At 64.3% G+C, this 25,367-nt stretch carries 24 protein-coding genes; 8 read left to right on the forward strand and 16 right to left on the reverse strand.

Annotation, left to right across the window (positions count from 1 at the left end):
• Position 1: 1 nt before the first annotated feature.
• Positions 2-688 carry a CBS domain-containing protein gene (locus tag X268_RS04870; RefSeq protein ID WP_128923872.1) on the reverse strand — a complete coding sequence of 229 codons (687 nt, stop codon included), beginning with the start codon at positions 686-688 and terminating at the stop codon, positions 2-4.
• Between the two features lie 274 nt (positions 689-962).
• Between X268_RS04870 and X268_RS04875 the strand changes: the two genes are divergently transcribed.
• Both X268_RS04875 and X268_RS39230 read left to right on the forward strand, forming a co-directional pair.
• Positions 963-1,784, forward strand: coding sequence for a universal stress protein (locus X268_RS04875; RefSeq protein ID WP_128923873.1), 822 nt, complete (start codon positions 963-965; stop codon positions 1,782-1,784).
• Positions 1,785-1,809: 25 nt separating this feature from the next.
• Entirely contained in the window at positions 1,810-2,055 is a 246-nt protein-coding gene (locus X268_RS39230; RefSeq protein ID WP_164937429.1) for a hypothetical protein, read from the forward strand.
• A gap of 89 nt (positions 2,056-2,144) precedes the next feature.
• On the opposite strand, the gene ppsA is transcribed toward X268_RS39230, so the two are convergent.
• Entirely contained in the window at positions 2,145-4,565 is a 2,421-nt protein-coding gene (ppsA, locus tag X268_RS04880; protein ID WP_245477780.1) for a phosphoenolpyruvate synthase, read from the reverse strand.
• 120 nt (positions 4,566-4,685) lie between these two features.
• On the opposite strand from ppsA, the gene X268_RS04885 reads away from it, so the two are divergent.
• Positions 4,686-5,816, forward strand: a complete 1,131-nt coding sequence (locus X268_RS04885) for an SbmA/BacA-like family transporter (RefSeq protein ID WP_128929149.1) — start codon at positions 4,686-4,688, stop codon at positions 5,814-5,816.
• Here X268_RS04885 and X268_RS04890 read toward each other — a convergent pair.
• The 3 genes from X268_RS04890 to X268_RS04900 form a co-directional block, all read right to left on the reverse strand.
• Positions 5,803-6,744 (reverse strand): 1-phosphofructokinase family hexose kinase, encoded by a 942-nt coding sequence (locus X268_RS04890; RefSeq protein WP_128923875.1) that lies wholly within the window; start codon positions 6,742-6,744, stop codon positions 5,803-5,805. The genes X268_RS04885 and X268_RS04890 overlap by 14 nt on opposite strands.
• Positions 6,745-6,748: 4 nt before the next feature.
• Positions 6,749-8,185: a GH1 family beta-glucosidase gene (locus tag X268_RS04895; RefSeq protein WP_128923876.1), complete on the reverse strand. Its 1,437-nt coding sequence runs from the start codon at positions 8,183-8,185 to the stop codon at positions 6,749-6,751.
• Between the two features lie 128 nt (positions 8,186-8,313).
• A complete protein-coding gene (locus X268_RS04900) occupies positions 8,314-9,030 on the reverse strand; it encodes a c-type cytochrome (protein WP_128923877.1) in 717 nt (238 codons plus the stop codon).
• Between the two features lie 115 nt (positions 9,031-9,145).
• On the opposite strand from X268_RS04900, the gene X268_RS04905 reads away from it, so the two are divergent.
• Complete coding sequence (locus X268_RS04905) at positions 9,146-9,904, forward strand: CBS domain-containing protein (protein WP_128923878.1); 759 nt, start codon at positions 9,146-9,148, stop codon at positions 9,902-9,904.
• Positions 9,905-9,955: 51 nt separating this feature from the next.
• Here X268_RS04905 and X268_RS39235 read toward each other — a convergent pair whose 3' ends face one another.
• The 7 genes from X268_RS39235 to X268_RS04935 form a co-directional block, all read right to left on the reverse strand.
• Complete coding sequence (locus X268_RS39235) at positions 9,956-10,120, reverse strand: hypothetical protein (protein WP_164937535.1); 165 nt, start codon at positions 10,118-10,120, stop codon at positions 9,956-9,958.
• Positions 10,121-10,150: 30 nt separating this feature from the next.
• Positions 10,151-10,351, reverse strand: a complete 201-nt coding sequence (locus X268_RS04910) for a hypothetical protein (protein WP_128923879.1) — start codon at positions 10,349-10,351, stop codon at positions 10,151-10,153.
• A 355-nt stretch (positions 10,352-10,706) separates the two neighbouring features.
• Entirely contained in the window at positions 10,707-11,228 is a 522-nt protein-coding gene (locus X268_RS04915) for an Hsp20/alpha crystallin family protein (protein WP_128923880.1), read from the reverse strand.
• 192 nt (positions 11,229-11,420) lie between these two features.
• Positions 11,421-11,669: a ChaB family protein gene (locus tag X268_RS04920; protein ID WP_430648395.1), complete on the reverse strand. Its 249-nt coding sequence runs from the start codon at positions 11,667-11,669 to the stop codon at positions 11,421-11,423.
• A gap of 64 nt (positions 11,670-11,733) precedes the next feature.
• The gene (groL, locus tag X268_RS04925) at positions 11,734-13,356 is read right to left on the reverse strand and encodes a chaperonin GroEL (RefSeq protein WP_128923882.1); all 1,623 of its coding nucleotides are present in this window, start codon (positions 13,354-13,356) and stop codon (positions 11,734-11,736) included.
• A gap of 387 nt (positions 13,357-13,743) precedes the next feature.
• Positions 13,744-14,112 carry a rhodanese-like domain-containing protein gene (locus X268_RS04930; protein WP_128923883.1) on the reverse strand — a complete coding sequence of 123 codons (369 nt, stop codon included), beginning with the start codon at positions 14,110-14,112 and terminating at the stop codon, positions 13,744-13,746.
• 585 nt (positions 14,113-14,697) lie between these two features.
• Positions 14,698-16,509, reverse strand: a complete 1,812-nt coding sequence (locus tag X268_RS04935) for a caspase family protein (RefSeq protein WP_128923884.1) — start codon at positions 16,507-16,509, stop codon at positions 14,698-14,700.
• 189 nt (positions 16,510-16,698) lie between these two features.
• Between X268_RS04935 and X268_RS04940 the strand changes: the two genes are divergently transcribed.
• A complete protein-coding gene (locus X268_RS04940; protein WP_245477782.1) occupies positions 16,699-17,460 on the forward strand; it encodes a methyltransferase family protein in 762 nt (253 codons plus the stop codon).
• A gap of 53 nt (positions 17,461-17,513) precedes the next feature.
• Here X268_RS04940 and X268_RS04945 read toward each other — a convergent pair whose 3' ends face one another.
• From X268_RS04945 to X268_RS04955, 3 genes are all read right to left on the reverse strand, one after another.
• Positions 17,514-17,846 (reverse strand): hypothetical protein, encoded by a 333-nt coding sequence (locus tag X268_RS04945; protein WP_128923885.1) that lies wholly within the window; start codon positions 17,844-17,846, stop codon positions 17,514-17,516.
• Positions 17,847-18,218: 372 nt separating this feature from the next.
• Positions 18,219-19,610: an NAD(P)/FAD-dependent oxidoreductase gene (locus X268_RS04950; protein ID WP_128923886.1), complete on the reverse strand. Its 1,392-nt coding sequence runs from the start codon at positions 19,608-19,610 to the stop codon at positions 18,219-18,221.
• On the reverse strand, positions 19,607-20,020 hold the full coding sequence (locus tag X268_RS04955) for a nuclear transport factor 2 family protein (RefSeq protein WP_128923887.1): 414 nt from the start codon (positions 20,018-20,020) through the stop codon (positions 19,607-19,609). The genes X268_RS04950 and X268_RS04955 overlap by 4 nt, the downstream gene beginning before the upstream one ends.
• Positions 20,021-20,261: 241 nt before the next feature.
• On the opposite strand from X268_RS04955, the gene X268_RS04960 reads away from it, so the two are divergent.
• Complete coding sequence (locus X268_RS04960) at positions 20,262-21,053, forward strand: sulfite exporter TauE/SafE family protein (RefSeq protein ID WP_128923888.1); 792 nt, start codon at positions 20,262-20,264, stop codon at positions 21,051-21,053.
• Here the strand turns inward: X268_RS04960 and pdxR are convergent.
• Complete coding sequence (gene pdxR, locus X268_RS04965; protein ID WP_128923889.1) at positions 21,050-22,576, reverse strand: MocR-like pyridoxine biosynthesis transcription factor PdxR; 1,527 nt, start codon at positions 22,574-22,576, stop codon at positions 21,050-21,052. The genes X268_RS04960 and pdxR overlap by 4 nt on opposite strands.
• Positions 22,577-22,750: 174 nt before the next feature.
• Here pdxR and X268_RS04970 point away from each other — a divergent pair, with 174 nt between their 5' ends.
• Together X268_RS04970 and X268_RS04975 are read left to right on the forward strand one after the other, a co-directional pair.
• Positions 22,751-24,397: an amidohydrolase gene (locus X268_RS04970; RefSeq protein ID WP_128923890.1), complete on the forward strand. Its 1,647-nt coding sequence runs from the start codon at positions 22,751-22,753 to the stop codon at positions 24,395-24,397.
• Complete coding sequence (locus X268_RS04975) at positions 24,394-25,344, forward strand: CobW family GTP-binding protein (protein WP_128923891.1); 951 nt, start codon at positions 24,394-24,396, stop codon at positions 25,342-25,344. The genes X268_RS04970 and X268_RS04975 overlap by 4 nt, the downstream gene beginning before the upstream one ends.
• The last annotated feature ends 23 nt before the right edge of the window (positions 25,345-25,367 follow it).

A 25,367-nucleotide genomic window follows, 5' to 3' on the forward strand; every position in this document is an offset into this window, starting at 1 on the left:
GTCAGTAAACGAAAGCCGGGGTCTCGAGCAAATGATCATTCACCAGAACTACGCCCGGGATCGCCTCGGCCGCTACGCGGATGGCCGTGCGTTCTGCCACGGATGGCGCGAAGCCCCAGAGGTCGATGACGCCGTCTTTGACGGTCGCGTTCAGGTTGAACGTGTGGGCCCAGGGTTGATTCTTGATCTCATCGAGGAATTTCTTCCTGATTGTCGCGTCCGGAAGCGAAATCTCCAGCTTGGGCCTGGCGCTTGCGACGGCCTGCAGCAGATTGGCCCGGCTGACGATCCCGACGAGTTGACCCTGCCTGTTGACGATGGGCACAGTTTTGATCTGGCGGTTCTCAAGCAGCATCGCGATGTCGCTTAGCGGCGTCTCTGGACTGGCAGTGACGACCTCGCGCGTCATGATATCCTTGACCTTGACCGCATGCGATTTGACGTAGTCGTTCGCCATTTGCGCGTCGCCGGCCAAGAGGCGAAGCCACCAGGCATATTGGCGCTCGGTTCCGGATTCGCTTCGATGCAGGAGGTCGCCTTCGGTTACGATCCCGAGGATGTTGTTGTCCGCATCGACGACAGGCACTGCGCTGATGTGGCGCTCGAGCAGGATCTTGGCGACATGGCGAACGGTCGCATCCGCGCCGACGGTCACCACCGGTGCAATCATCACGTCCTGTGCTTGCATGACAAACCTCCATGATGATCAAAATCATGCACTCTCTGCCGCCGATCGGCTTGATCGGGATCAAAGGGAGCCCCAGCTGCGAGGACATTTTTCCCTCAGGCAAATAGCGGCTGTCCGAATGATATGACCCCCGATCACGCCTTCGGCGATGGACCGATGGCGCTCTTCCCCGGTAACGAAGGCGACAAGGTACAGCCGTGGGGCGCTTGATTTGCGTCAACGGCGTGGCTCGGAAACGCGGGATAAACGGCCATCCGAGCCAAGGAGCGAAGCTATGTCTCTTGCCAGCGTCATGGTCTATGTCGATTCCCAGCAGCAGGACGAAGGGCAGATCGCCGTCGCCGAAGGCATCGCGGACGGCTTTGGGGCAGCTCTGCTCGGCATCTCGGCGGTCGCGATAGAGCCTCCGTTCGTCGCCGAAGGCGTGATCATCGAGCAGACCACCGCGGAGGATCTCGAACGCATCCGGGCAACTCTTGTGGCCAAGGAGGCGTGGTTCAGGCGGATCGTTCGCCTGCCGCGCGAGAAGGTCGAATGGCGTTGGGCGATCGACTTTCCGACCGAGTTCCTGGTCGAGCAGTCCAGGGCGGCGGACCTCGTCGTGGTGCGGCGCAGTCAGCTGAAGGCCAAATCCTCTCATTACCTCGATGCGGCCGGAGCCATGTTGCGGCTGGGCCGTCCGCTCCTTTCGGTGCCGGTCGGCGTCACCAGATTGTCGGGCGATCGGATCGTGGTCGGCTGGAAGGATGCCCGCGAGGCGCGACTGGCCGTTCGCGATGCGCTGCCGTTTCTGACGCGGGCTTCGCAAGTCACGATCGCCGAAATCTGCACTGCGACCGAACAGGATGCGGCGCATGATCGGGTGCGGGACGTGGCCGGATATCTCCAGCGCCACGGCGTCAATTGCCAGCACGAGGTGCGCGTGCATACGGCGGAGCCCGACGCGGGCTATCTCGTCCGGCTGGCCGCCGACGTCGGGGCCGACCTCATCGTCACCGGCGGATATGGACATAGCCGGCTGGGGGAATGGATTTTCGGCGGCATGACGCAGAGCCTGCTGCATCAGGCTCCGGTCTGTCTTCTGATGTCGCATTGACGTCGACGCGACGGGAGGATGTGCAATGGCCAAGGATGGTCAGGCGGCGCAGGCGGGCGTGGCGAAGCAAACAAGCGAGGTCGGCGCACCTGAACGCGGCAAGCCGGTCTTGGACGCTAGAGCGTTTTCGAGCGAAGTGGACACTGGTTCGCGTGAAGAAAACGCGTCAAAACAAGAATCTGGGCAGGCCGATCGCGCCATCAGGGATGCCCTCGAGGATGATGAGGTGCGAGAGGCGCTCGATCTGCATCGTCGAACCAAGCACCCCTAAAGCGCGATGAGATTTGGACGAATCGTCATCGCGCCTTGTTTGCGCATGATCTTTCCGGAAAACCGCGTCGCACTTTTCCGGATCATGCTCTAGCCCGCTGCCCGTCGGGCTCCGGCGCTGTCGCGCTCGGCAGTGCGGACGATCTCGATGGTCCGCAACACACTCGACGGATTGACGCTGATCGAGTCGATGCCGAGTTCAGCCAGGAACTTCGCGATCTCCGGATAATTTGCCGGCGCCTCGCCGCAGATCCCGACGTGGCGGCGGTTTCGCTTGGCGCCCAGCACAGCCATCGACAGCATTTGCAGCATGCCGGGGTCGCGCTCGTCGAAGTCGAATGCGACGATCTCGGAGTCCCGGTCGACGCCGAGCGTGAGCTGGGTGAGATCGTTGGAACCGATGGAGAAGCCGTCGAACAATTGCGCGAACTGGTCGATCAGGATGACGTTGTTCGGTATCTCGCACATCATGAAGATCTGCAGGCCGTTGTCGCCTCGTTTCAGCCCATGAGTGGCCATGGCTTCAATGACCTTGCGCGCTTCCTCGACACGCCGGCAGAACGGAATCATGATTTTGAGATTGGTAAGTCCCATCGCCTCGCGCACGCGCTTCAGGGCCGCGCATTCCAGCGCAAAGCCCTTCGCATAGGCGGGGTGCGCGTAGCGCGCGGCGCCTCGGAAGCCGAGCATCGGATTTTCCTCGCGGGGTTCGAAACCGGCGCCGCCGAGCAGGTTGGCATATTCATTGGTCTTGAAATCGGACAGGCGCACGATCACCGGCCGGGGATAGAACGCGGCGGCGATGGTGCCGACGCCCTCCGAAAGTCGCTCGACAAAGAACTCGGAAGGTTGCTTGTGGCGTGCGGTCAGCAGCTTGATCTTCTGCCGATCGCGCGCCGAAGTCACCTTGTCGGGACAGGCAAGCGCCATGGGGTGGATCCCGACATGCTGGTTGATGATGAACTCCATGCGGGCAAGACCAACGCCGTCGCTCGGCAAGGACGCGCTCTTGAATGCGATCTCGGGATTGCCGAGGTTCACCATGATCTCGGTGCGGGGCTTTCGAAGGTCTTCGGTTGAAATCTGCTCGACCTCGTAAGGCAGCGTCCCCTCGAACACGTGGCCGATATCGCCTTCGGCGCAGGACACCGTCACCGCCGTGCCGGTCTTCGCTCTCTTGCTGAAGCTGCCGGTTCCAACCACGGCGGGCACGCCGAGCTCGCGTGCGATGATGGCGGCATGGCAGGGCCGGCCGCCATGATCGGTCACGATCGCCGCAGCGAGCTTCATGACCGGCTCCCAGTCCGGGCTCGTCGCCGTCGCGACCAGCACCTCGCCTGGACGGAATTTCCGGAGCTCCCGCTCGTTTCTGATCAGTCGGATGCGTCCTGCCGCGATCTTTTCGCCGACGGCGCGGCCCTCGGCCAACGCTTTTCCGGACGATTTCAGCGTATAGCTTTCCAATGCCTCCGGTGTGCGGCGGGAGGCGACCGTCTCAGGGCGGGCCTGGATGATGTAGAGCGAGCCGTCTCTGCCGTCCTTGGCCCATTCCACGTCCATCGGGGTCGGCTTGCCCGACTTCTGCGAATAGTGCCTCTCGACGAGAAGCGCACATTCGGCCAGCGTCAAGACTTCGGTGTCATCGATGCAGAACCGGCGGCGTTCGTTGGCCTGCGTTGCCACGTTCCGGGTGGCGTTGTGCCCGCGGCCATAGACCATTCGCTTGGCCTTCGATCCCAGACGGCGCGACAGAACCGCCCGGAAGCCGGCGTCGAAGGTCGGCTTGTGGACGTAGAACTCGTCGGGGTCCACGATACCCTGTACGACATTGTCTCCCAGCCCGTACGCTCCGGTCACGAATACGACGTCTCGAAACCCGCTCTCCGTGTCGAGCGTGAAGATGACGCCACTGGCCGCAAGGTCCGAGCGGACCATCTTCATGACCGCAACCGACAGCGCGACCTTGAAATGATCGAAACCGTTGTCGATCCGATAGGAGATCGCACGATCCGTGAACAGCGAGGCAAAGCAGCGGCGGCAGGCCTCCATCAGCCCGTCGGCGCCACGGATGTTGAGGAAGCTGTCGTGCTGTCCGGCAAAACTTGCGGTCGGCAGGTCTTCGGCCGTGGCGGAGCTACGGACCGCCACCGCGACATTGCATCCGTATTCCCGCTCCAGCTGCCGATACGCCTGCGCGGCCTGACGACGGAGATCTTCGCGGTCGGTCGCCACGTAGACGATCGCGCGGGCAGCGGCGGCACGACGCGCAAGATCGGCGATCCGTCGCTTGTCGATGCCGGCGAGAAGCGGCTTGAGCTTGTCCCACGCGCCAGCCTCGGTCAGGGCGTCCCGATACGCCGCTGCGGTCAGCGCAAAGCCGTTCGGGACCTTGACGCCCTGGGGCGTCAGCGCCGAATAAAGTTCGCCCAGCGAAGCTGTCTTGCCTCCGACCAGCGGCACGTCGGCAAGACCTATGTCCCTGAACCAGCGAATGTAGGTTGACGTGTCCACGCGCATTCTCCCGCACTGCAAAAGTAGCCTGAGCGCGAGCATCTTCCGGCATCTTCGCACCATCGGTTTGCGAAAGATCAAGTGTGCGGCACATGCCCGCCTTAGCAATGAACGTCGATGATGACCGAACCAGAGCAGAACGCCTCTTTGCGGGAGAGGGCGCGATTTTGGCAGGCCGCCTCCGGTTTCTGGCGGGGCGCGCAGGCTTGGGCCGTATGGGCGCTATGTGCGTTGTTGGTCCTCGTCGTCGTCCTGCAGCTCTACGTGCAATTTCGCTTCAACTATTGGAATCGCGATTTCTTCGATGCACTGGAGAGCCGCGACCCCGCGCGCCTGACAGGGCAGGCATTCCTGCTCGTCCCATTGTGCATCGGAAGCATTGCACTCGCCGTCACCTCGGTCTGGGGCCGCATGACGGCGCAGAGACAGTGGCGGGAATGGCTGACCGGCAAAGTGATAGACTATTGGATCGAAGATGACCGCTACGCCCGCCTTGCGGCCGTGCAGAGCGAGCGGCAGATACCCGAATACAGGATCGCCGAGGACGTCAGGATCGCAACGGATGCGCCCATCGATCTTGCGCTTGGACTGGTTTCCTCGCTGCTCAGCGCCATCATCTTCATTCAGGTTCTCTGGACCGTTGGCGGCGACATCGCGTTGCCCGTGGGAAGCCATTCGGTCCGGCTTCCGGGCTACCTTGTCATTGGCGTGGCGGTCTATTCGGGCATCGTCACGACGGCAATGACGCTGGTCGGGGCGCCCCTGACCCGGCTGGTCCAGATCAAGAACCAGGCCGAGGCGGAATTGATCACGGCGGCGCACCAGCTCCGCGACATCGGGGAGGGGGTCGCACCCCAAGGGCAACGGCCGGAAGTCTGCCGTGATCTTCGCAGCGCTGTCCGGGCCACCATCCATCAGTGGCGCCGCCTGTGCTGGCAATTGATGCGGACGACCATCGTGTCGCACGGCAACTCGCTGCTGGCGCCGATCATCGGCCTGGTGCTCTGCGCGCCGAAATTTCTCGCGGGGGCCATGACGCTGGGCGAGCTTACGCAAGCCGCGGCGGCGTTCACGCTGGTGCAGGCCTCGTTCAACTGGGTTGTCGACAATTACGGGCGCATCGCCGATTGGGTGTCGTCGCTGGAACGGGTTGGCGGCCTCCTGCTGTCGCTCGACCGTCTCAACCGGCAGGCCTCGCCGCTGCAGCCGGAGTCCCAGGCGCGTCAGGTTGACCCGGTCAAATTGCCGTAGTGAGGGTGACCTGCGCGGCGAGACGTTTGACGTCGTCCGGCCGGCACAGTTCGGTGCCTGGATTGAGCAGAGCCGCGGCGCCGGCGGCGACGGCCTGTCGGAAGCAGTGCTCCAGACCGGCTCCAGATGCCAGCCCGTGAACCAGCGCGCCGAGAAAGCTGTCGCCGGCGCCGACGGCGCTGACCGGCGTGATTGCAAGAGGCCTCGCGCGCAGGACCCGGTCGCTCGTCACCAGCGCGGCGCCGAGATGTCCCATCGTGAGGGCGACCGTCGCCGCCTTGCCGCTGCGCACCAATGTTCGGGCGGCAGCTTCCCATTCGGCGGCATCGGATGGCTCGCGGCCGACCAGCTCCCGCATCTCCCGCAGGTTCGGCTTTACCAGCTCGACCCCCTCCGCCACCGCAGCCACGAGGGCCGGACCGGACGTGTCGAGGATCATCCTGGCTCCGCGTCGTCTAACGATGCTTGCGACCCTCGCATAGAAATCGTCGGGCACGCCGCCCGGCAAGCTTCCGCTCGCCACCACGAAGCGGGGAAACGGCTCGATTGCCGACAGCATTGCAAGGCATCTCTGCCATTCGCTGTCGGCGAGAGGTGGCCCCGGCAGGATGAAGCGATAGGGCTGGCCCGTGCTGATCTCGCTGACGAAGAAGTCCTGGCGGGGCTCGCCCGCGATCGGAAAGGTCAGGCTTTCGACGCCCTCGCGATCGAGCAATTGCCGCAGCAGGTCGCCGGTCAGGCCGCCCACCGGAAACAGCGCGGTGGCATTGCCGCCGAGGCGCTTGACGACGCGCGCAACATTGATGCCGCCGCCGCCGGGGTCGCGACGCTGGCCGATGCCGCGCAGCTTGGCGACGGGAACGATCCTGTCCACCGATGTCGACACGTCGACCGCCGGGTTGGCCGTGATCGTGAGGATCGCGGTCATCAGCCTAGCCGGCGGCCATGGGCGCGGTCATCGCGCCAGGCCGTTCCGTCAGGTTCTCGAACTCCGCACGGTCTGCCGTAATCTCCGTCCTGCGCGCGCCTCGAATGAGATCTGAATACCAGCGTGCCGATGCCTTCGGCGTTCGCTTCTGCGTGGCAAAGTCGACATGAACGAGACCAAAGCGTTGCGAATAGCCCGACGCCCACTCGAAATTGTCGAGCAGCGACCAGACGAAATAGCCCTTGACGTTGGCCCCGGCCCGGATCGCCTCCTGCATCGCCCGTGTATAGGCGTCGAGATAGGCAATTCGGGCGGTGTCCTGAACACGGCCGGTCTCGTCCGGCTTGTCGTCCGCGGCGGTGCCGTTCTCCAGCACGTAGATCGGCAGGCGGAAACGGCGGTCGATGTCCAGCAGCGTGTCGCGGAACGCGTCGGGAATGATGGGCCAGCCGATCGAGGTCCGTCGTACCTCGGCTGGCGGTGCGCCGAAGCCGGCGCCGATCGCGTTGCTCTCAGCCCTGATGTAGTGCGGTGAGTAATGGTTGAGCCCGAACCAGTCGACCGGCCGCGCGATCTGCGCCATGTCGCCGGGCTTGACATATGGCTCGATCGCCGCGGCCAGTTCCGGCGGGTAGTAGGCAAAGTGTTGCGGATAAGGGAATGCGTCGTTCCAGTAGGGCGCGAAGCGTCGTGTCGCCGCCGCATCTTCCTCACTTGGCGTGGCGGGATAACAAGGCTGCCGGTTGTGAATGGCGCCGAGCGATGCCTCCGGCACCGATTGGCGTAGCACGTCGATGGCGCGCCCATGGCTGAGGTTGACGTGATGGATGGCCCGGTGCAGAGCGCCCTTGTCGGCAATGCCGGGCGCATTCCAGCCGAGACCATATCCGAACAGCGTGAATACGCATGGTTCGTTGAACGTGGCGAACCGCTTGACACGGTTGCCGAGGCGTCGGGCCATGAGCGCGGCATAGTCGGCAAACCAGCCGGCAATGTCCCGGTTCTGCCAGCCTCCAAGATCCTGCAGCGCCTGCGGCAGATCCCAGTGATAGAGGCAAATCCAGGGCTCGATGCCGGCAGCCAGCAATGCATCGACGAGCCTGTCGTAGAAATCAAGGCCCGCCTCGTTCGCGGCGCCGCGTCCTTGCGGCAGGACGCGCGGCCAGGAGATGGAGAAGCGGTACGCGTCGACGCCGATCTCGCGCATCAACGCGATGTCTTCGCGGAAGAGATGATAATGATCGCAGGCGACATCGCCCGTATCGCCGTTCTTGATGCGGCCCTGCTGCCGGCAATAATCGTCCCAGATGCTGTCGCCGCGGCCGTCCGAATGGGCGCCGCCCTCGATCTGGAAGCTCGAGGTCGAGACACCCCACAGGAACGTCTTCGCTGCCGGCGCGTGCGTGTGAGGTGGGCGAGCGGCTCCGTCTGTGGTTGTCATGTGCCTGCCTTGGGATGCGATGACGCAGTTCGGATTGTGATAGGTCCACAATGCTGCGCTTTGCCGATCGCGGCTTGACCGAGATCAACCGTCTGAGCGGCAGCGGAAGTGATGGAGCAGGCCGCATCCTAACGCGGCGGGCGAGCCTTCAAGGTTTCGAGATACGCCACGATCGCGTCGATCTGGTATTCCGCCAGCCGCGGGTTGGGCATGGCTTGGCCGGGGCCGAGCCTGCGATGGCTTGACGTCAGGAACTGCCTGATGTCATCGGCGGAGAACGAGGGGCGATCGATGATCTCCAGGAAGCTCGGCGCCGGCGGACGGGACGCCGGCGATTCCCTGGAGGCATCCTCCACCACATGGCATGGTCCACATGACGCATGGGCCTGTGCCCGGCCTTCGGTGATCTGATCGACGAACAATTGGTTGGCGACCGGCGGCCGAACCGGTACCTGGATTGTGATTGAGGCGAACCCGCTGGCCCGATGGCAACTGTTGCATTCGTTCGTCAGCGCCGAATACGCTTTGGTGAACGCAGGCACGTCTTTTTGCTGCACCGCTTGCCGTACGGCCTGGAGCTGAACCTTGGCAGCAACGATCCGTGCAGGATCGGGCATTAGCTTGCTCGTCCGTTCAAGGGCATCGTCGATGTGTTGGATCTCGTAACTCGCCAGCCCCCAATTGCTGAGCTTGCCTGCAAACCACAGCTTGGCATGCTGGAGCTGCACCCGGGTCATCAGATCGGAGAGGGAGACGTCGATGGGTGTGGGCTGCGCAGGCGCTCCCGCGCTCGATGCTGCGACTGCCGCAAAGATCGCGGCGATGAACGGCGCTGACAGGCGCATGCCGGTGTCCCAAATTTGATTGCAGCATGGCACTCGATCCCGGCCGGGCGTTGATCTCGATCAAGACCCGATCTGGGGCGGCAATTACCCGTGAACTCTCTTTGGAGTCCAACACATGCGCGCGCACCAGATCATGTCCCGCCGGGTGATAGCCATTCGGCCCGAGGCCCCGATCGCCGATGCCATCAAGGTGATGCTGGCTCACCACATCAGCGGACTGCCGGTCACGGATTCGGCGGGAAAGCTGGTCGGCATCATCTGCGAAAGCGACTTCCTGAGGCGGGCCGAGCTCGAAACGGAGCATACCCGCAACCGGCTGCTGACGGTCCTGCTCGGCGCGGACCGGATCGCGCGTGAGTTCGTGAAGGAGCATGGGCGCAAGGTGGAGCAGGTGATGACGCCTGATCCGGCGACGATCAGGGAAGATACGCCGCTGGAGGAGATTGCCGACCTGATGGAGCGCCGGGGCCTGAACCACGTCCCGGTCATGCGCGATGACCGCATGGTCGGCATCATCACCCGGTCCGACTTCTTGTCCGCGGTTGCCAGACCGCTGACCGGCGCCCCCGGTTACTCGGATGACGACAATCAGATCCGTCGTTCGGTGCTCGCGGCGATGGCGCGGATGCCTTGGCAGCCCATTGGTCTTAACGTCAGCGTCAGGGACGGGGTGGTCACGCTGCGAGGCGTCGTCAAGGGCGACAACGCACATCGGGCGGCTATCGTGGCTTGCGAGAACGCGTCAGGCGTCCGGGGGGTCGATGACCGCCTCTGTCTTCAGCCGACCTGTCCTGATCCGGAGGATGATTACGGCGGCGGGGACTTCGTGTCGCTGCAGGCGGAGCCCTCGACACTGGATGACGAACCATTGTGACGCCGGCCTCTTGACGACGCAGCATCCGCGCCGGCGGCCGAGCGGGCCGACCTAATCTTCCGACCCGCGGCCGGTCAGATCGGGATTGACGGTCCGGCCGGCGCTCGACCGGACCGGTTGCTTGGCCGGCCTTGCGCTCGCCGAAAAATAAAGTGCGAGCTCGAGGATGCCATACATCGCGAATATCATCAGCGCCTTGATTGCTTCGCTTGTCATCTGAATATCCTCCCAACAGCCCTTTCCCGACTAACGCTGCGCCATCCTGGTCAGCGCGTGAGCTGGATGAGCCTTATGAACCGCCAGGGTCGTCGCCTTCCGCGCATCCATTTCGGGTTGGGCGAGGTGGACCGCCAGCGAGATCGTGACGATGGCGATGCCGGCAAGCAATCCAGCGACCACCACCTTCAGATGTGTTGCCTTGTCCGCGGTGTAGATCGAGTGGTTCATTGCAGGCCCCTTGCCGGCGCGTGCTCGCAGAACTTTACTAACGGATAAATTGCCGGACGGAAATTTGGGGGCATCACCTAAGGAGATGTCCGGAGCCGGACGGGAGAAGGACGAGCCGCGCACCCTCACATACCGCGTTGGCGCGACCCGAACAGCGCGGTGATCAGCGCTGCCGTGGCAATGGGAACGCAAACGGGGCATCCGAGCAACGGGGGCTCGAGCGGCCGGCGTTCAGCTAGCGGTATGCATGTGCTTCAGCGATTCCACGACGAAGCGGAGATCATCGTGAGCCGTCTTGGCGAGCGTCGCGAGCGAGGCAAGGCTGCGTCTGCCGCAGCCTCGCCTCGATGGGCTTTCAGGCGGCCTTCACATCGATGGTCTTGACCGGCTTCTGAGCTTCTTCGGTCTTCGGCAGCACGACCTTGAGCACGCCGTTCTTGAACGTCGCCTCGATCTTATCGGCATTGACCCCGTCCGGCAGCGCGAAATAGCGCTCGAAGGAGCCGTAGCGGCGCTCCGAAACGTAATAGTCTTTCTTCTTCTCTTCGGTCTCTTCCTTCTTCTCGCCTCGGATGGAGAGGCCACCGTTGACGAGCTTGACCTCGATGTTCTTCTCGTCGAGGCCGGGAAGCTCCGCCGTGATCTCGTAGGCCTTGTCGCCTTCGGCGACGTCGACGGCCGGCGCGTTGAAGTTCTTGGACAGATCGCGCTCCAGCCGTGCGAGCGAGCGGAACGGCCGCTTCCAGAAGCCGTTGCCAAAGTCGTCGAAGATCTGGTCGATCTCGTTCCTCAGTGCCTGGAACGGCTGCCATGCTTCGCCCGCGACGGCAGGTGCAGTGGAGGGTTTGGTGACAGGTAATTTGGTCTCGGTTGCCATGATCGTTGTCTCCTTCGAGGTGACCATCTGGTCGCCGCAAAGGATAGTCATGGCCGTCGCGCGCTGGTTGATTTCGCTCAAATCCAGAAGCACCGCGTCCAAAATCCGAATGACCGCATTGACCAAGATTGGGGCAGTTTCGTAGACGTTTGCCGGTCGCCGCACGGCGTCCCCGCACGAGCATAGGCGCGCTCATGAATTTGGCCGTCTTGGCTCCCATTGGTCGCCGAGCTTCACAAATGAACGTTTGACGGCGGCCCAGGCCGTGCGGTGTGCGATCTCCTCCTGTCGGAGGTCTCCGGCATGGGACGCAAAGGCGTGGTTGAATGCTTCCCGATAGATGTCGAGGGCATGAGGCGGCAAATGGTGGCGTACGCTTGCGGGGAGATCTCTGTTCGAGCGGTAGGGCATTGTTGCATCCGGTGCAGGGATCATTCCCATCCGCTGGCGCAAAGTTGCTCGCCTGCGGGCAGATGCCCGCGCTTGCGGGGGGGACGCGCCGCGGCTACATCGCCATGTCGGGTTCGGGCAACCGCTCGCGCTTCGGCTCCGGAATTTCCGTCATCGTGGCCTCCGTCAGAAGAAGCACGCTCGCGACGGAAACCGCATTTTCAAGCGCGGTCCGTACGACCTTCACGGGGTCGACGATGCCAGCCTCGACGAGGTCGACATAGACCTTCCGCGCGGCATCGAAGCCAAAACTGCCCTCGCTGCCGAGCATCCGCGCGACCACGACACCGCCATCGGTTGCGGAATTTTCGGCGATCTGACGCGCGGGTGCCTCCAGCGCCCGCTTCAGGATCTGGAGGCCCGTTCGCTCGTCGCCCTCGCAGGCAGTCTCCTCCTTGGCCACGGCCGCGACCGTGCGGAGCAGGGCAAGCCCGCCGCCCGGGACGATGCCTTCGGCCACCGCCGCCTTCGTCGAGCTGATTGCGTCATCGAGCGCTTCCTTCTTCGCCTTCATCTCGGCCTCAGTCGGTGCTCCCACCCGGATCACGGCAACCCCGCCCGATAGCTTGGCGAGGCGCTCCTCGAGCTTCTCGCGGTCGTAATCGCTGGTCGTCTTCTCGATCTCGGTGCGGATCTGGGCCAACCTTGCATCGATACGGGCTCGATCGCCGCCACTTCCGATCAGGGTGGTGTTCTCCTTGTCGGCAACCACGCGCGCCGCGCGACCGAGCTGTTGCAAAGTGGCACTTTCCAGTTTCAGGCCGATCTCCTGCGAGATCACCTGCGCGCCTGTGAGGATGGCAATATCCTCCAGCATCGCCTTGCGGCGCTCGCCAAAGCCGGGCGCCTTGACAGCGCAGGCCTTGAGCACGCCGCGAAGCTGATTGACGATGAGCGTCGCCAGCGCTTCGCCCTCGATGTCCTCGGCGATGATCAGAAGCGACCGGCCGCTCTTGGCAACCTGCTCAAGCAGGGGAACCAGATCGCGCAGAGCGCCGATCTTGTGATCGCACAGCAACACATAGGGGTCTTGCAGCACGGCTTCCATCCGGTCGGCATCCGTGACGAAATAGGGCGAGAGAAAGCCGCGGTCGAACTTCATGCCTTCGACGACGTCCAGGAGGGTCTCGGTCGTCTTGGATTCCTCCACCGAGATGACGCCATCGCCGCCGACCTTCTCGATTGCATCCGCCACCAGCTCGCCGATGGAGACGTCGTTGTGCGCTGAAATCGTGGCGACCTGAACCTTCTCCGCCCTGGTCTTGACCGGCTTCGCCATGGCGTGCAAGGCGGCGACGGCGGCCTGTGTCCCGCGGTCCAGACCGCGTTTGAGGTCGATCGCGCTTGCTCCGGCGACCACGTTCCGAACCCCGTCCGAGAGGATGGCGTGGGCAAGGATGGTCGACGTGCTGGTGCCGTCGCCGACGACATCGCCGGTCTTCTCAGCGGCCTGCCGCAGCACCTGAGCGCCGAGGTTCTCCTCGGCGTCCTTCAGATCGAACTCCTTGGCAATGGTGACACCATCGTTGCAGACGATCGGTGCGCCCCACGACTTCTGGATCAGGACCGATTTCGACTTCGGCCCGAGTGTGACGCGTACGGCATCGGCGAGAAGGGACGCGCCGCGCAAGACTTTTTCACGAGCCGCCGAGTGAAACAGGACCTGTTTGTGTGCCATTTCCATGCCCTCCGTTGCTGCCGTCGCCGGCGCGATCTGCCGGGCAGTCTCTACGAGCGAGCCGGAACCGGCTTGATCTTCGTCAACGCGAGCGCACAGCGTGGATTTTTCAAGGCAGGGCGTTGACCTTGGCACAATCTGAAATCCGGATGGCGCGATAACCAGAGCCATTGCCATGAGTCCGGCTCTCGTCTTGGCGGACGAGCTGACCGGCAAGCTCGGCACGAAGTCGGCCGATACCGCCTCGGCCGATCCGTCTTTGATCAGATGCGACGCGTCGATCGGGAGTGCGGTACGAGCTTCCTGCTCGTCACCCAAGATCGATCTCCCGATCGTCATCCGCAATGCGCAAGCTCCAGCAAGCTGGATCCTCGACGCTTGTTCTTCCTACTTCTCGACGGCCCCCGTCCAGTCCTTGAAGCCGCCGACGTTGTAGACCTTCTCGTAGCCCATATCCTTCAGCACCTTGCCGGCCAGTGCCGACCGGCCGCCGGAGGCGCAGTAGAGGATGACGGTCTTGCTCTTGTCGAACGCCTTGTCGTAATAGGGCGACTCCGGGTCCGCGCGAAACTCCAGCATCCCGCGCGAGACATGCACGGCCCCTGCGATCTTGCCGCTGGCGGCGACCTCCGGTGCGTCGCGTACGTCGAGGACCAGCGTGTTACCGCGTCTGATCATGTCGGCCGCCTCGTCCGAGGTGATCTTGGGGACTGCCGCGTTGGCGGCTTCGAGCATTTGCTTGACGCTGGTTGGCATGGGCCGTCTCCGATGTTGGGTGCCGGGAGGATAGCATATAGGTCAGGCCCTCGCCTCATCCTGTCGGAGGAATGTCGCCGCCGCCGTTTTTCGCAAACCCAGCAAGTATCGCTGCATCGACGGTCGACCGATCACAGGCCAGAAACGGGCGCGTCATTTTCACCCATTCGCGGAGCGCCGAACACTTCTGTCTGGCGAGATCGAGGTTCGACCTCCCGGCTGGTGTCCCGTCAGGGGCGCTGCCTCACATGAGACGAGGTTCCTACTGTCTGTATCGGTTCGCCGGCCGCGCGGTCTAACGGTGGGTGCGGCTTGGCAAGCCCGGTCGTGCCGGGAGGCGTGTCGTTGCTGGCCGTGCGCGTGTTGACGCGTTCCATCGTGACCATGGATGCAACCACAAGGGCGATGGCCAAAGCGACAGCAGATACGACCAAAGCCGTCCGATCCTGGCTGTCCATCATGAGACCTCCGCGAAACGGTGCCATAGCGCGGGGTTAACGCCGAACCGACGACTTTGTTCTTGCTGTGGCCGGCGACCTCGCCCTGGTGCAAACCGAACGTTGCCCCGACCGCGACCGTGCATCCTCAAGGCAGGAAGAACGGAATGAAGCCTATGCCGCCACCACCACCGCCACCACCGCCGCCTCCGCCGGCGCTCGCCTCGGCCTTTGGCGCCCTCGCAGGCCGTTCCGGCGCCTCTTCGCGGTCCCTGTTCCGACGCTCGAGCCTTGCAGATGGTGTCGGACGGGCCTTGCGCTTCTCGCACTCATTGTCGTCATTCAGGAAGTAGCCCGCGGCGCAGGTGATCTTGACGCACTGATCTCCGTCGCGTCTCTGACCGGATTTGCAAGCTAGCGGGCAAACCCGCGCCGATTTGAGCTTGATCGCCTCGAGGGCCTCGGGGCTCGCGGCCTTGGCATCGAGCGTGGTGCCGGCATTCTTGTTGTACGACTCAAGCGCACGTCGCGAGGCCGTGTCCCAGTCGCCATCGGCCGGTCCGCTAAAGCAACCGACTCTGCGCAACTCGGCTTGCACCGATTTTGCAAGCTCGGCTTTGGACGGCGGAGTGAGCGGCGGTGCCGGCGCGGGCGTCTGTGGCGCCGACCGCGCCGCCAGTTTTGTGTCCGGGTTCGGGTTGGCATCTTGCGACGGGTTCTGAGCGCCCAATTTCGCGGCGGCTGCTATTTCAGCCTCCCGGCGCCGCTGCTCGGCCTGCGCGGCCAATTGTTGCGCGGCCTCTTTGGCCTTCTCCGCCTCCACACGGGCGTCCTGCGCCGCTTTCAACTCCGAGGCAGCTTTGGCCAATTGCGTCTGCTGGGCACCCTGGTTAAGGAGTCGCGCCTGCTCCTGCTCGGCCTGGCGTGCCTTCTCGGCTGCTGCGGCGCGCTTGTCCTCCGCATCGATCTTGGCGAGCTGCAGCTTGGCCAGATTTGCGTAGTAGCCGTCAGGATACTGGGCAAGGAAGTAGTTCAGCGCATCCTTGTTGCCGATCTGCAGCGCTAGCTCGTAGTCCTGCCGAATCTCGGCACGCGCCGAGACCGGTGGAGTTGCAGGCGGCGGTGGCGGAGCCGGTTGAGGCGCCGCGGCGGCCGCTTCCTTGCCCGCTTCCTTGGCCGGTGCCGGCACAAGCGGCACGTCGTCGCCACCAAGCGTGCCGTAGACATAGGGCTCCTGCTTGTTGCCAGTCGCCTTCATGACGTCGTCACGGACGAAGCCGAACACCCTGCGCAGGTCCATACCGGGAGTGGCGATATATTTCACCAGCGCCGAGGCATAGGGACTGTTCTTGCTGCCACCGTCGGACGCCGTCGAGCCGGCCTTGGCGGCGAAGGCAACCAGCGTGTTCGAGGTCGCCGGTTCGATTCTGGCGAGTCCCCTGCTAACAGCCCGCGAGCCGACCGTGCGCTTCATCTTGTCGGCGAATGGATTGTTGCGGCAAGCATCGAGGATCCCCAGCCGCAGCTGCCGTGCCGGCTCGATCGCCAGCAGTACTCGCTCGAGCGAAAAGGCTTCGTCGTAGACATCTGTATCGCGCTCGAGCGTCGCGTCCGTCGGGATCAGGTAGTTCGTACCTTCCAGCTCGATACCGTGGCCCGCGTAGTAGACGACAGCGACATCCGAGTCGCGCGCCGTGTCGGCAAAATCGCGCAACACACGCCGCATCTCGATAGCCTGGAGATCCGTGCGGGTCTGGACAACGTCGAAGCCTGCTTTCTTTAGCGTCTCCTCGACGATCGCAGCATCATTGGCCGGGTTGGCAAGCAGGGCGGCGTTCTTGTAGGCCGAGTTTCCGATGACGAGCGCGACACGATTCGCAGCCCATGCCGGGTGACAGATGATCAGCGCAGCGACAAAAAACAGAATACGGCGCAATGTCCCAGATCGGTGCAAATGCATGCCGGCACCACTTCTTGATGGTCTTATTCCATCGTTTGTCTTGCCACGACAGCAGCGGGTTCAATGGCGATGCCGTGATCAGGCTGTGGAACCAACAGGGACATGACGGCCGCTTGGCTGGCCGGCCAATTGACCTCCCCGCCAGCCTGCCCTTTGATGAGGCAGGTTTCGGACAGGCGAGATGACCCCGTGACTGACGCCAAACGCGACCCGGCGATAATGGCCCGAAAGGAGATTGCCGGGCGCGGCGTCAATTCCTGGCTGGATTGGACCGCCAGGGCAGTTGTTGTGATCGTGTATGGCGGATCTGCTCTTATGGCTGCCGCCAACGTCCCTCATCTGCTTCCGCCGGACGATCTCCACGGCTGGCTTGTCGTTGCCGCCAGAATTGCCAACATCCTGTTCCTCGGCCTCGTCGCGCTGACAACCATCACCCGGCTAGCGCCGATCATGAAATCGCAGGGCATCGAGACGCGGGTCTCAGCTTTGCTGGGCACCTTTTTGAGCATCGTCCTCGCATTTCTTCCGAAGGCAGAGCTCGGCCCGATCTGGTTGGCTTTGTCCACGACGTTGATCCTGGTGGGTACCTCGCTTTCGATCGTGGTGCTCCGCTGGTTAGGGAGATCCTTCAGCATTCAAGCAGAGGCTAGGCGCCTTGTGACGAAGGGGCCTTATCGGATCGTCCGGCATCCTCTCTATCTCTGCGAGGGAATAGCCCTCGTCGGCATGACACTCCAGGTCCTTTCACCGCTTGCCGTCCTCGTCGCCATCGTGATCGTGATGATTCAGTGCCGACGGATGATCAACGAAGAGCGGATCCTGCGGCAGGCTTTTCCCGAATATGCCGCCTATAGCATGACAACCCCTTTTCTGATCCCCACGCGTGCCGGCCGGTTGGCCAACCCAGCCAGGACCAAGCTCCCTGCCAAGATGATCGATCCGCACGCCTGACACCACGCGTCACACCGATCGACATGCAGCCGCGGCGCAGCGGCCAACCCATTTCATGGAGCCCGGAACCGCGTCGCCACCAGCGGGGAGTACAAATTCGACGTCGCGTCCATTCGCTCGCACTCGTCAACAGCATTCCAGAACGTTTCCTCGCACTTCTTTGGCGCGCCGGCGACCTGCTTCCAAGTGACCACGAGCGATCGCGGCGAGGTGCGAGCCCATGTGCCGGTGTTGTGTACCTTTGTCTTGGCGGGCGGCTCGGTATTGGACGGCGGCGGTTTGCTCGACATCGTGATCCGGTTGTCGCCGAGGTAGTAATACCATGTGCCGCCGTCCCACACGCGCCACCAGCCCGTCGGCCATGGCAGCGGGTATCTCTTGGTCACTCCATCTGATGCGAGAACGAGCTCATTCGCAGCCGATACCGCCTTCCTATGGACTTTAGGTCGCGCACATACATTGGGCTTATGCCGCCCATCGGACCGGTGCGCTGAAGGTTCAACATTGTCACCAGCATCGACTGATTGGGGCCGCCGGCGGGATCATGATAGACAACGCCGGCGCGATCTGCCGGTCAGTCTGTACGAGCGAGCCGGAACCGGCTTGATCTTCGTCAACGCGAGCGCACAGCGCGGATCTTTCAAGGCCCTGCCGGCGCGTCCGGCGCCCTCGCGAAACCGCTGGCGCTCGGTCTTCTGCCTGGTCCGCCGCCGAACCGAAGTGACCTCGCCGAATGAGCTGTGGCGGACCAGAGCGGCTCAGCGCGCCTCGTCGCGCAGATGGTACCAGCGGTAGAGCATGCGCTGGCCGATCCGGCGGAACGGTGCGAAGGGATGCGTCGGCAATGGCGAGGTGAAGATCGGAAGGTCCTGTCCTGGGAACGTCTTGCCGGCGAGCATCTGCGCCATGCGACGCCCGGCCTGCGCCGAGTAGGATACGCCATTGCCGCCATAACCGAGCGCATAGACGAGTTTCTGCTTGGGATCGGGACGGAAGATGCGGGGCATCATGTCATGGCTGACATCGACCCAGCCCCACCAGGAGTAGTCGATCTCAATGCCCTTGAGCGGCGGGAACTTGCGATGGAGACCGTGGATCAGGAGCTGCAGATGGTGGTCGCCGGCTGCATCCGCGCCGGTGATCGCGCTCCGGCTCCCGATCTGCACCCGGTTGTCGGGCAGCAGGCGGTAGTAGAAGCGCAAGGTGCGGGTATCGGTGATCACCTGCCTGGTGCGGAAGCCTGTGGCGTCGATCTCGGCACGCGCCAGCGGCCGGGTCACCAGCGAATTGGACAGGATCGGCATGCACCGTCCGGTAAGCGCCGACGTCAGGCCGAGCGAGGTATAGGCGCCGGTCGCAATTCCCACGCTGTTGGCCTTCACGGTTCCGCCGGGCGTGCGCAGAACAAACGCGCCATCGCGCTGCTCGATACCCAGCACCGGGCTCGCGGTGTGCACGCGCACCCCGAGCTCGCGCGCCATGCGCAAATAGCCGAATGCGAGCTTGGCCGGATGGACGCCGGTGCCGAGCGGCTCATGCACCGCGCCGACCGCTTCCGCTTCGTCCACGAAGTCGTGGCGGAGCTCCTGGCGCGATACCACGCGCGTGGCATAGCCGAAGACGTCGTTGAGCACCTTCGACTCGGCCGCGATCGTCTCGAGATTGCGCTGGCGATGGGCGACGTAGAGATGTCCGCCACGCTGCGGTTCGCAATCGATCGGGCTCGTTCGCACCAGCTCCTCGAAGGTCTCGAACCCTTCGGTGACCTCGGCATGCATGCGGCGCGCGACGTCGAGGCCCCAGCGCTTAATCCATTGTGAGCGCGTCAACCGACCGGAGGCGTTCTGCGCCTGGCCGCCATTGCGGGTGCTGCAGCCCCAGGCGACGCGATTGGCTTCGAGGATGACGGCCTTGATGCCGTATTCGCGCGCGAGGAAGATCGCGCAGGCAAGGCCCGTATACCCGGAGCCGATGATTGCAACATCGGCAGCCGTGTCGGCCACGATCGGCCCATCGTCCTCCGGCGGCGTGCCGGCAGACGCGATCCAGTAGGTCGGGGCATATTGGCGGTTGCGACCGGGACCCTCGGAGACCAGCGGGTCATAGTGCGGATCGTAGGCCGCGGATGGAAGCGCTGCATGCACATTCATCGTGCGGCACTCCGATCGGCAGCGGATTGCGGCGGCCGGTCCTTGCGGAAGGCGCTCTTGGTGCAGATCTTGTCGCCCCGGAAGCCGAACAGATCGCAACCCTCTGCCTCGATCCGGCGGCCGTCCGGCGCGGTCGCGCGGAAGATCCATTCGGAGATGGCGCGATCGCCGAACACCGCGTGCCGCGTGCACTGCCAGCTCACATCGGGCATGCTGGTCCAGGTCGCCTCGAAGGCGGCGCGGACATCCGCGCTGCCGGTGATGCGCCGGCCGCAAATGTCGGGCCCGGCGGCCGCGTCGAACACGATGTCCTCGGTCATGCAGGCCATCACCCCGGCGCCATCGTGCCGGTTGAACGCAGCGAACAGGGTGTCCAGAAGCTCGCGCCTCGCGCGATCGATGTCGGGCATGGTGGTATCCTCGCGCCTGTTCCGGCGCGTCCCCCGCGCCCGCCGCACTCTTGCGGCGCTCGAGGCATTTGCCACGTGTCCGGGCGGAGGCCCTAGAACCAGACCGGGCGAGCTCTGTGGCCAGACCTGGCATGGCGAGGGAGGGGTGGCTGGCCCTTTCGTGCCGGCGCCCGACTTGCTGATTGCGGGGGATGACCGATCCTGGCCGCGGCCTCCAGCGCCCGACGCTTTGACGATGACCATGCAGGAGATGGTTGTCGCGATCCGCGATGTCGCCGCGTCGGCGCTGCCCACGCCGGCCATCGTGTCGACTGCGGCGGTGTCGATCTTTGCGGCGGCCCTGGTGCGAGGTTTCACCGGCTTCGGCTTTGCGCTGATGGCGGTGCCGCTGCTCGGGCTGTTCATGCCGCCGACGCAATCGGTGCCGGTCGCAGTCTGTCTTCAGCTCCTGATCGGATTGAGTGACTTTCCGCGCGCCTCGCGCGTCTGCGATTGGCTGTCATTGCGGTGGCTGATCGTCGGCGGCGTCCTCGGCTCGCCGGTCGGTGCGCTGGTCCTGAGCGTCGTCTCCGCACCGGTCGCGCGTCTTTGCATCGCGCTGATCACCGTCGGTGCAGTGGTGGTTGTGATCAATGGCGGCTTCCGCCTTGCCACCGCGCCGTCGCGGGGCATCACGACGCTGGTTGGCCTGGGCGCCGGCCTCTTCAACGGCCTGGCGGCGATGCCGGGGCCGCCTGTCATCGTCTATTACGCGTCGGGTCCGTTCAGCCGGGTCGCGGCGCGGTCATCGATGATGGTGTTCTTCCTGGTCTCGTCGATTGCCGCGCTGGTCAGCACCGCGATGCTCGGTCTGTTGGACCTCGGCACGCTCGTGCTGACCGTGCTTGGCGTGCCGATCATGCTGCTTGGCACTTGGCTCGGAGATATCGGCTTTCATCGCGGCAGCGACGCGCTGCATCGCCGCGTCTCGATCGTCAGCCTCGCCGCAGTCGCGCTCGGCAGCGCGCTCAAGGGCTTGAGCGATCTGCTCTAGCCGTTCCGCGCAAGGACCTCGCCGAGCTTGGCGATGCCTGCGGCAATCCGGTCGGTCCGGATCGACGAGAAGCCGAGACGGAAGCAATGCCGCGTCGCATCGGGGTTCATCGCGAATACGTCGCCTGGTTCGATGACGACGCCCTCGGCGCGCGCGGCCTCCGCCAGCTTCGTCGTGTCGGTGCCCCCGGGACAGGTGATCCAGTAGCTGGTGCTGCCCGGTCCACGCGACCAACGGCACATAGGAAGTGCCTGCGGCAGCAGCTCGTCGAGCAGCCTGGCGCGCTCCAGCAGCACGCGGCCGACCTGCTGCAGGTGGGAGCGGTAGTGACCGAGGCCGATGAAGAGTGCCGCGACGCGCTGATTGTTCAGCGGCGGATGGCGCAACATCAGGCGGCGCAGGGCACGCAGCTCGCGGATGACCGGGGCTGGCGCGACGACGTAGCCGAGCCGCAGGCCGGGTGCCAACGCCTTGGACAGGCTGCCGACATAGAGCACGCTCTGATTGCGATCGAGGCTCATCAGCGGCGGCAGCGCGCTGACCTCCGGGATCAGCTCGCTCTCGTAGTCATCCTCGATCAGGACGATGTCGCGCTCCTTCGCCACCTTCAGGATCTCCTCGCGGCGTTCGCGCGACATCGCCGCCGCGGTGGGGCACTGATGGCTCGCCGTGACATAGGCGAGCGCGCAGCGCGCGAAGGCGTCGTCGGGGACGAGGCCTTCGCCATCGACGCGCAGCGGCGTCACATGCGAGGTCATCATGCCGAAGATGTTGCGCGCGTCCGGATAGCCCGGATCTTCCATGCCGACTTCCGTCGACGGCCGCACGAACAGCTTGGCGATCAGATAAAGGGCATGCTGCGCGCCGATCGTGATCATGATCTCGTCGGGCCGGGCGCGGATGCCCCGGCGTGGCAGCACCTGCCGCTGCAATTGCTCGATCAGCGCGGGATCATCGCCGTCGATCATGTCGCGCGCCCAGTTGTTGATCTCGGGCACGCTCAGCGCGGCGCGCGCGCTTTCGCGCCAGTCGTTGGTCGGAAACAGGCTGGGATCGAACTGGCCGAAGATGAAGGGGTAGGGATAGGTTTGCCAGTCGAGGGGCTTGACGATGTTGCGAAAGGCGGAGGGCTGCAGCGCGAAACGTTCGGTCCAGCGGCGGCTGTAGACCTCCGTGGCCGGCTGCCTCGCTTCTCCGATCTGCTTGGGCAGGCCGGCGACGAAATAGCCGCTGCGCTCGCGCGAGACCAGGAAGGTCTGGTCGACGAGCTGCTCATAGGCGATCACGATCGTATTCCGCGAGACCTTCAACAGCGCTGCGAGATCGCGGCTGGACGGCATGCGCACGCCGAGCGGCAGCCGCCCGTCCTCGATCGCGGTCACGATCATCTGGCGGATCTGCAATTGCAGGAAGCTTCCGCGCCGGTCCAGCCCCTGGAACAACGAGCCCCAGAACAGGAAGTCGTTCAGCGGAGCGGCCTCTCCCGCGGCTTCGGATCGGAGCAGTGGAGCAAATTTTCCCATTGAAATCCCGGACCACGATGTTTGCGGATGCTGGAAAGTGAAGCAAAATCCGCGCCATAGTAGCATCGATGCGACAGCGGCGCATAGGCTGGCTCCATTTGTGCATGGCATCTGGCGCTGGCCTGGACCCAGCTGACGCCCCAGGGTCTGCGGATACGCGCTTGGGAGTTCGAGGTGAGTCCGGATACCGTCGTCTATTCAGCCCGCAAGATCGTGACCATGAACCCGTCGCGTCCCGTGGCGACGCATGTGGCCGTCTGCGATGGGCGCGTCGTCGCGGTGGGCAGCGAAGCCGAGATTGCGCAATTTGCGCCGGGTGGAATGATCGACGATCGCTTTTGTGACAAGGTGCTGCTGCCCGGCTTCGTTGAAGGCCACAGCCACATCATGGAGGGGATGATGTGGTCGCTGCCTTATGTCGGCGCCTTCGACCGCCGCTCGCCCGAAGGAAAAGTCGTTTCGGGCGTCCGCGACGTGGATGCGATCGTCGCGCGGCTGCGCGAGGCGGAGTCGAAAATGGCCGATCCCAAGGCGCCGTTGTTCGCCTGGGGCTTCGATCCACTTCACATCGGCAGCTATATGCTGACCCGGCAGGATCTCGATCGCGTGTCGACCACGCGCCCGGTCATGGTGATCCATGCGAGCTTCCACATCAGCAACGTCAACACGCTCGTGCTCGAGCGCGCCGAGCTGCTTCGCGCGACCGATATTTCCGGCGTCGTCGCTGGCACCGACGGACTGGCGAGCGGCGAATTGCAGGGCATTGCGGCGCGCTTTCGCGTGTTCCGCGTGCTCGGCAACCCGCTCTCCTCTGGAATTACGCTTGACGACGTGACGCGCTACGCGGCGTCCGCCTGCGTGCAGGGCGTGACCACGATCACCGATCTGCACAACGATTTGACTGATCCCACCATCGAGCTCTATGCGACGGCGACGCGCTCACCCGATTTCGGCGTGCGGCTGGTGCCGGCGCTCGCATCGGTTTCGCACACGCCGGAGCAGGCGATCGCGAAGATCGCAGCGCTCCGCGAAGGCGGCAACGACAAGCTCCACTATGGCATCGTCAAGCTGGTCGTCGACGGCTCGATCCAGGGCTTCACGGCGCGATTGCGCTGGCCCGGTTATCACAATGGTGCGGCGAACGGCCTCTGGTACATCGCGCCGGAGGAACTGCCCCGGCTGGTCGATCTCTATCACAGGGCCGGCATTCAGCTTCACATCCACACCAATGGCGACGAGGCCACCGAACTCGCGCTCGATGCGGTCGAGAAGGCGCTGGTCGCGACGCCGCGGCCGGATCATCGCCATACGCTGCAGCACTGCCAGATGGCCGATGCTGCCCAGTTTCGGCGCATGAAGGCGCTGGGCGTCTGCGTCAACCTGTTCGCCAACCATGTGTTCTACTGGGGGGACGCCCACTATGCGCTGACGATGGGACCGGAGCGAGCCGGGCAGCTCGACGCGACCGGCACTGCGTTGCGGGTCGGCGTGCCGTTCTCGATCCATTCCGATGCGCCGGTGACACCGCTGTCGCCGCTGTTCACCGCCTGGTGCGCGGTCAACCGCGTCTCGTCCTCCGGCCGCAGGCTCGGCCACGAGACCGAAGCCTTGAGCGTCGAGCAGGCGCTCGCCGCGATCACGATCGGTGCCGCCTATACGCTCAAGCTCGACGATCTGGTCGGCAGCATCGAGTGCGGCAAATACGCCGATTTCGCCGTGCTCGAGGACGACCCGCTCGCCATCGCGCCGGAGGCGCTGAAGGACGTTCCGGTCTGGGGCACCGTCGTCGGCGGCCAAGTCAGGAAGGCGCCGCGCGCATGACGCAGTCAGCGCCCATCCCCCTGACGGTGATCGGCGGGGTTCTCGGCGCCGGCAAGACGACACTGCTCAATCGTCTTCTGGCCAGCGGGCGCACGCGTTGCGCGGTGCTCGTGAACGATTTCGGCGAGGTCAACATCGACGCCGCGTTGATCAAAAGTCACGACGGCACCACCATGTCGCTCGCCAACGGCTGCGTCTGCTGCAGCATCGGGTCGGGATTTCTCGACACGCTAGGCCGGCTGCTTGACGAGACCGGACGGTTCGACCGCATCGTGATCGAGGCCTCTGGCGTCGGTGACCCCTGGCGCATTGCCGAGATCGCGCTGGTCGAGCCGGCGCTCCGGCTCGATGGCGTCGTCGTTCTGGCGGATGCCAGCCGGATCGCAACGCTGGTCGATGACCGGCAGGTCGGCGAGACCGTCCGCAATCAATTCGCGCGATGCGACGTTGCGTTGCTCAGCAAGCGGGATCTGGTGACCGATACGCAGCTCGAGGCCGCGCGTGCGGCGATTCATCTGGTTCGGCCGGATGTTCGGATCGAGTTGGTGTCGCCGGACGCCGTTCCCGACCTCGCGATGTTCGGGTGCCGGCCTGCCGCGCGCTTCCGCGCCGATCCCGTCGGTGAGGGGATCGATCATGAGGCCGAGTTCCGGCGCTGGACCTATCGTCGCAACGGCAGCTTCGACCGCAATCGCCTCGCCGCGGCGGTGGGGGCGTTGCCGCCGCAATTGCTGCGGCTGAAGGGCCCGTGCCGGATCGACGGCGAGGTGCAGCCGCAAATCCTTCAAATGGTGTCGCGGAGCTGGACGTTGCTGCCGCCGGACGTAAGCAATGAGCAGATCACGGACGCGATCACCCTGGTTGGCGTCGGCACCGCCGATCTGCCGGCGGACGGCGAGCTGGATGCCATCCTGGACGGCGCGCTGGTCGCGCCCCTTGCGGCATGACGGCGCTGCCGAGAATCTTTGCG

Origin of the sequence: Bradyrhizobium guangxiense (assembly GCF_004114915.1) — a bacterium.
In the GTDB taxonomy this organism is placed as follows: domain Bacteria; phylum Pseudomonadota; class Alphaproteobacteria; order Rhizobiales; family Xanthobacteraceae; genus Bradyrhizobium; species Bradyrhizobium guangxiense.

What these genes read in the sequence shown, in the direction of transcription:
- X268_RS04870 (WP_128923872.1), bottom strand. Translation starts at nt 688, where the DNA reads ATGCAAGCACAGGACGTGATGATTGCACCGGTGGTGACCGTCGGCGCG.
- X268_RS04875 (WP_128923873.1), top strand. Translation starts at nt 963, where the DNA reads ATGTCTCTTGCCAGCGTCATGGTCTATGTCGATTCCCAGCAGCAGGAC.
- X268_RS39230 (WP_164937429.1), top strand. Translation starts at nt 1,810, where the DNA reads ATGGCCAAGGATGGTCAGGCGGCGCAGGCGGGCGTGGCGAAGCAAACA.
- X268_RS04885 (WP_128929149.1), top strand. Translation starts at nt 4,686, where the DNA reads ATGACCGAACCAGAGCAGAACGCCTCTTTGCGGGAGAGGGCGCGATTT.
- X268_RS04890 (WP_128923875.1), bottom strand. Translation starts at nt 6,744, where the DNA reads ATGACCGCGATCCTCACGATCACGGCCAACCCGGCGGTCGACGTGTCG.
- X268_RS04895 (WP_128923876.1), bottom strand. Translation starts at nt 8,185, where the DNA reads ATGACAACCACAGACGGAGCCGCTCGCCCACCTCACACGCACGCGCCG.
- X268_RS04900 (WP_128923877.1), bottom strand. Translation starts at nt 9,030, where the DNA reads ATGCGCCTGTCAGCGCCGTTCATCGCCGCGATCTTTGCGGCAGTCGCA.
- X268_RS04905 (WP_128923878.1), top strand. Translation starts at nt 9,146, where the DNA reads ATGCGCGCGCACCAGATCATGTCCCGCCGGGTGATAGCCATTCGGCCC.
- X268_RS39235 (WP_164937535.1), bottom strand. Translation starts at nt 10,120, where the DNA reads ATGACAAGCGAAGCAATCAAGGCGCTGATGATATTCGCGATGTATGGC.
- X268_RS04910 (WP_128923879.1), bottom strand. Translation starts at nt 10,351, where the DNA reads ATGAACCACTCGATCTACACCGCGGACAAGGCAACACATCTGAAGGTG.
- X268_RS04915 (WP_128923880.1), bottom strand. Translation starts at nt 11,228, where the DNA reads ATGGCAACCGAGACCAAATTACCTGTCACCAAACCCTCCACTGCACCT.
- X268_RS04920 (WP_430648395.1), bottom strand. Translation starts at nt 11,669, where the DNA reads ATGGGAATGATCCCTGCACCGGATGCAACAATGCCCTACCGCTCGAAC.
- groL (WP_128923882.1), bottom strand. Translation starts at nt 13,356, where the DNA reads ATGGCACACAAACAGGTCCTGTTTCACTCGGCGGCTCGTGAAAAAGTC.
- X268_RS04930 (WP_128923883.1), bottom strand. Translation starts at nt 14,112, where the DNA reads ATGCCAACCAGCGTCAAGCAAATGCTCGAAGCCGCCAACGCGGCAGTC.
- X268_RS04935 (WP_128923884.1), bottom strand. Translation starts at nt 16,509, where the DNA reads ATGCATTTGCACCGATCTGGGACATTGCGCCGTATTCTGTTTTTTGTC.
- X268_RS04950 (WP_128923886.1), bottom strand. Translation starts at nt 19,610, where the DNA reads ATGAATGTGCATGCAGCGCTTCCATCCGCGGCCTACGATCCGCACTAT.
- X268_RS04955 (WP_128923887.1), bottom strand. Translation starts at nt 20,020, where the DNA reads ATGCCCGACATCGATCGCGCGAGGCGCGAGCTTCTGGACACCCTGTTC.
- X268_RS04960 (WP_128923888.1), top strand. Translation starts at nt 20,262, where the DNA reads ATGCAGGAGATGGTTGTCGCGATCCGCGATGTCGCCGCGTCGGCGCTG.
- pdxR (WP_128923889.1), bottom strand. Translation starts at nt 22,576, where the DNA reads ATGGGAAAATTTGCTCCACTGCTCCGATCCGAAGCCGCGGGAGAGGCC.
- X268_RS04975 (WP_128923891.1), top strand. Translation starts at nt 24,394, where the DNA reads ATGACGCAGTCAGCGCCCATCCCCCTGACGGTGATCGGCGGGGTTCTC.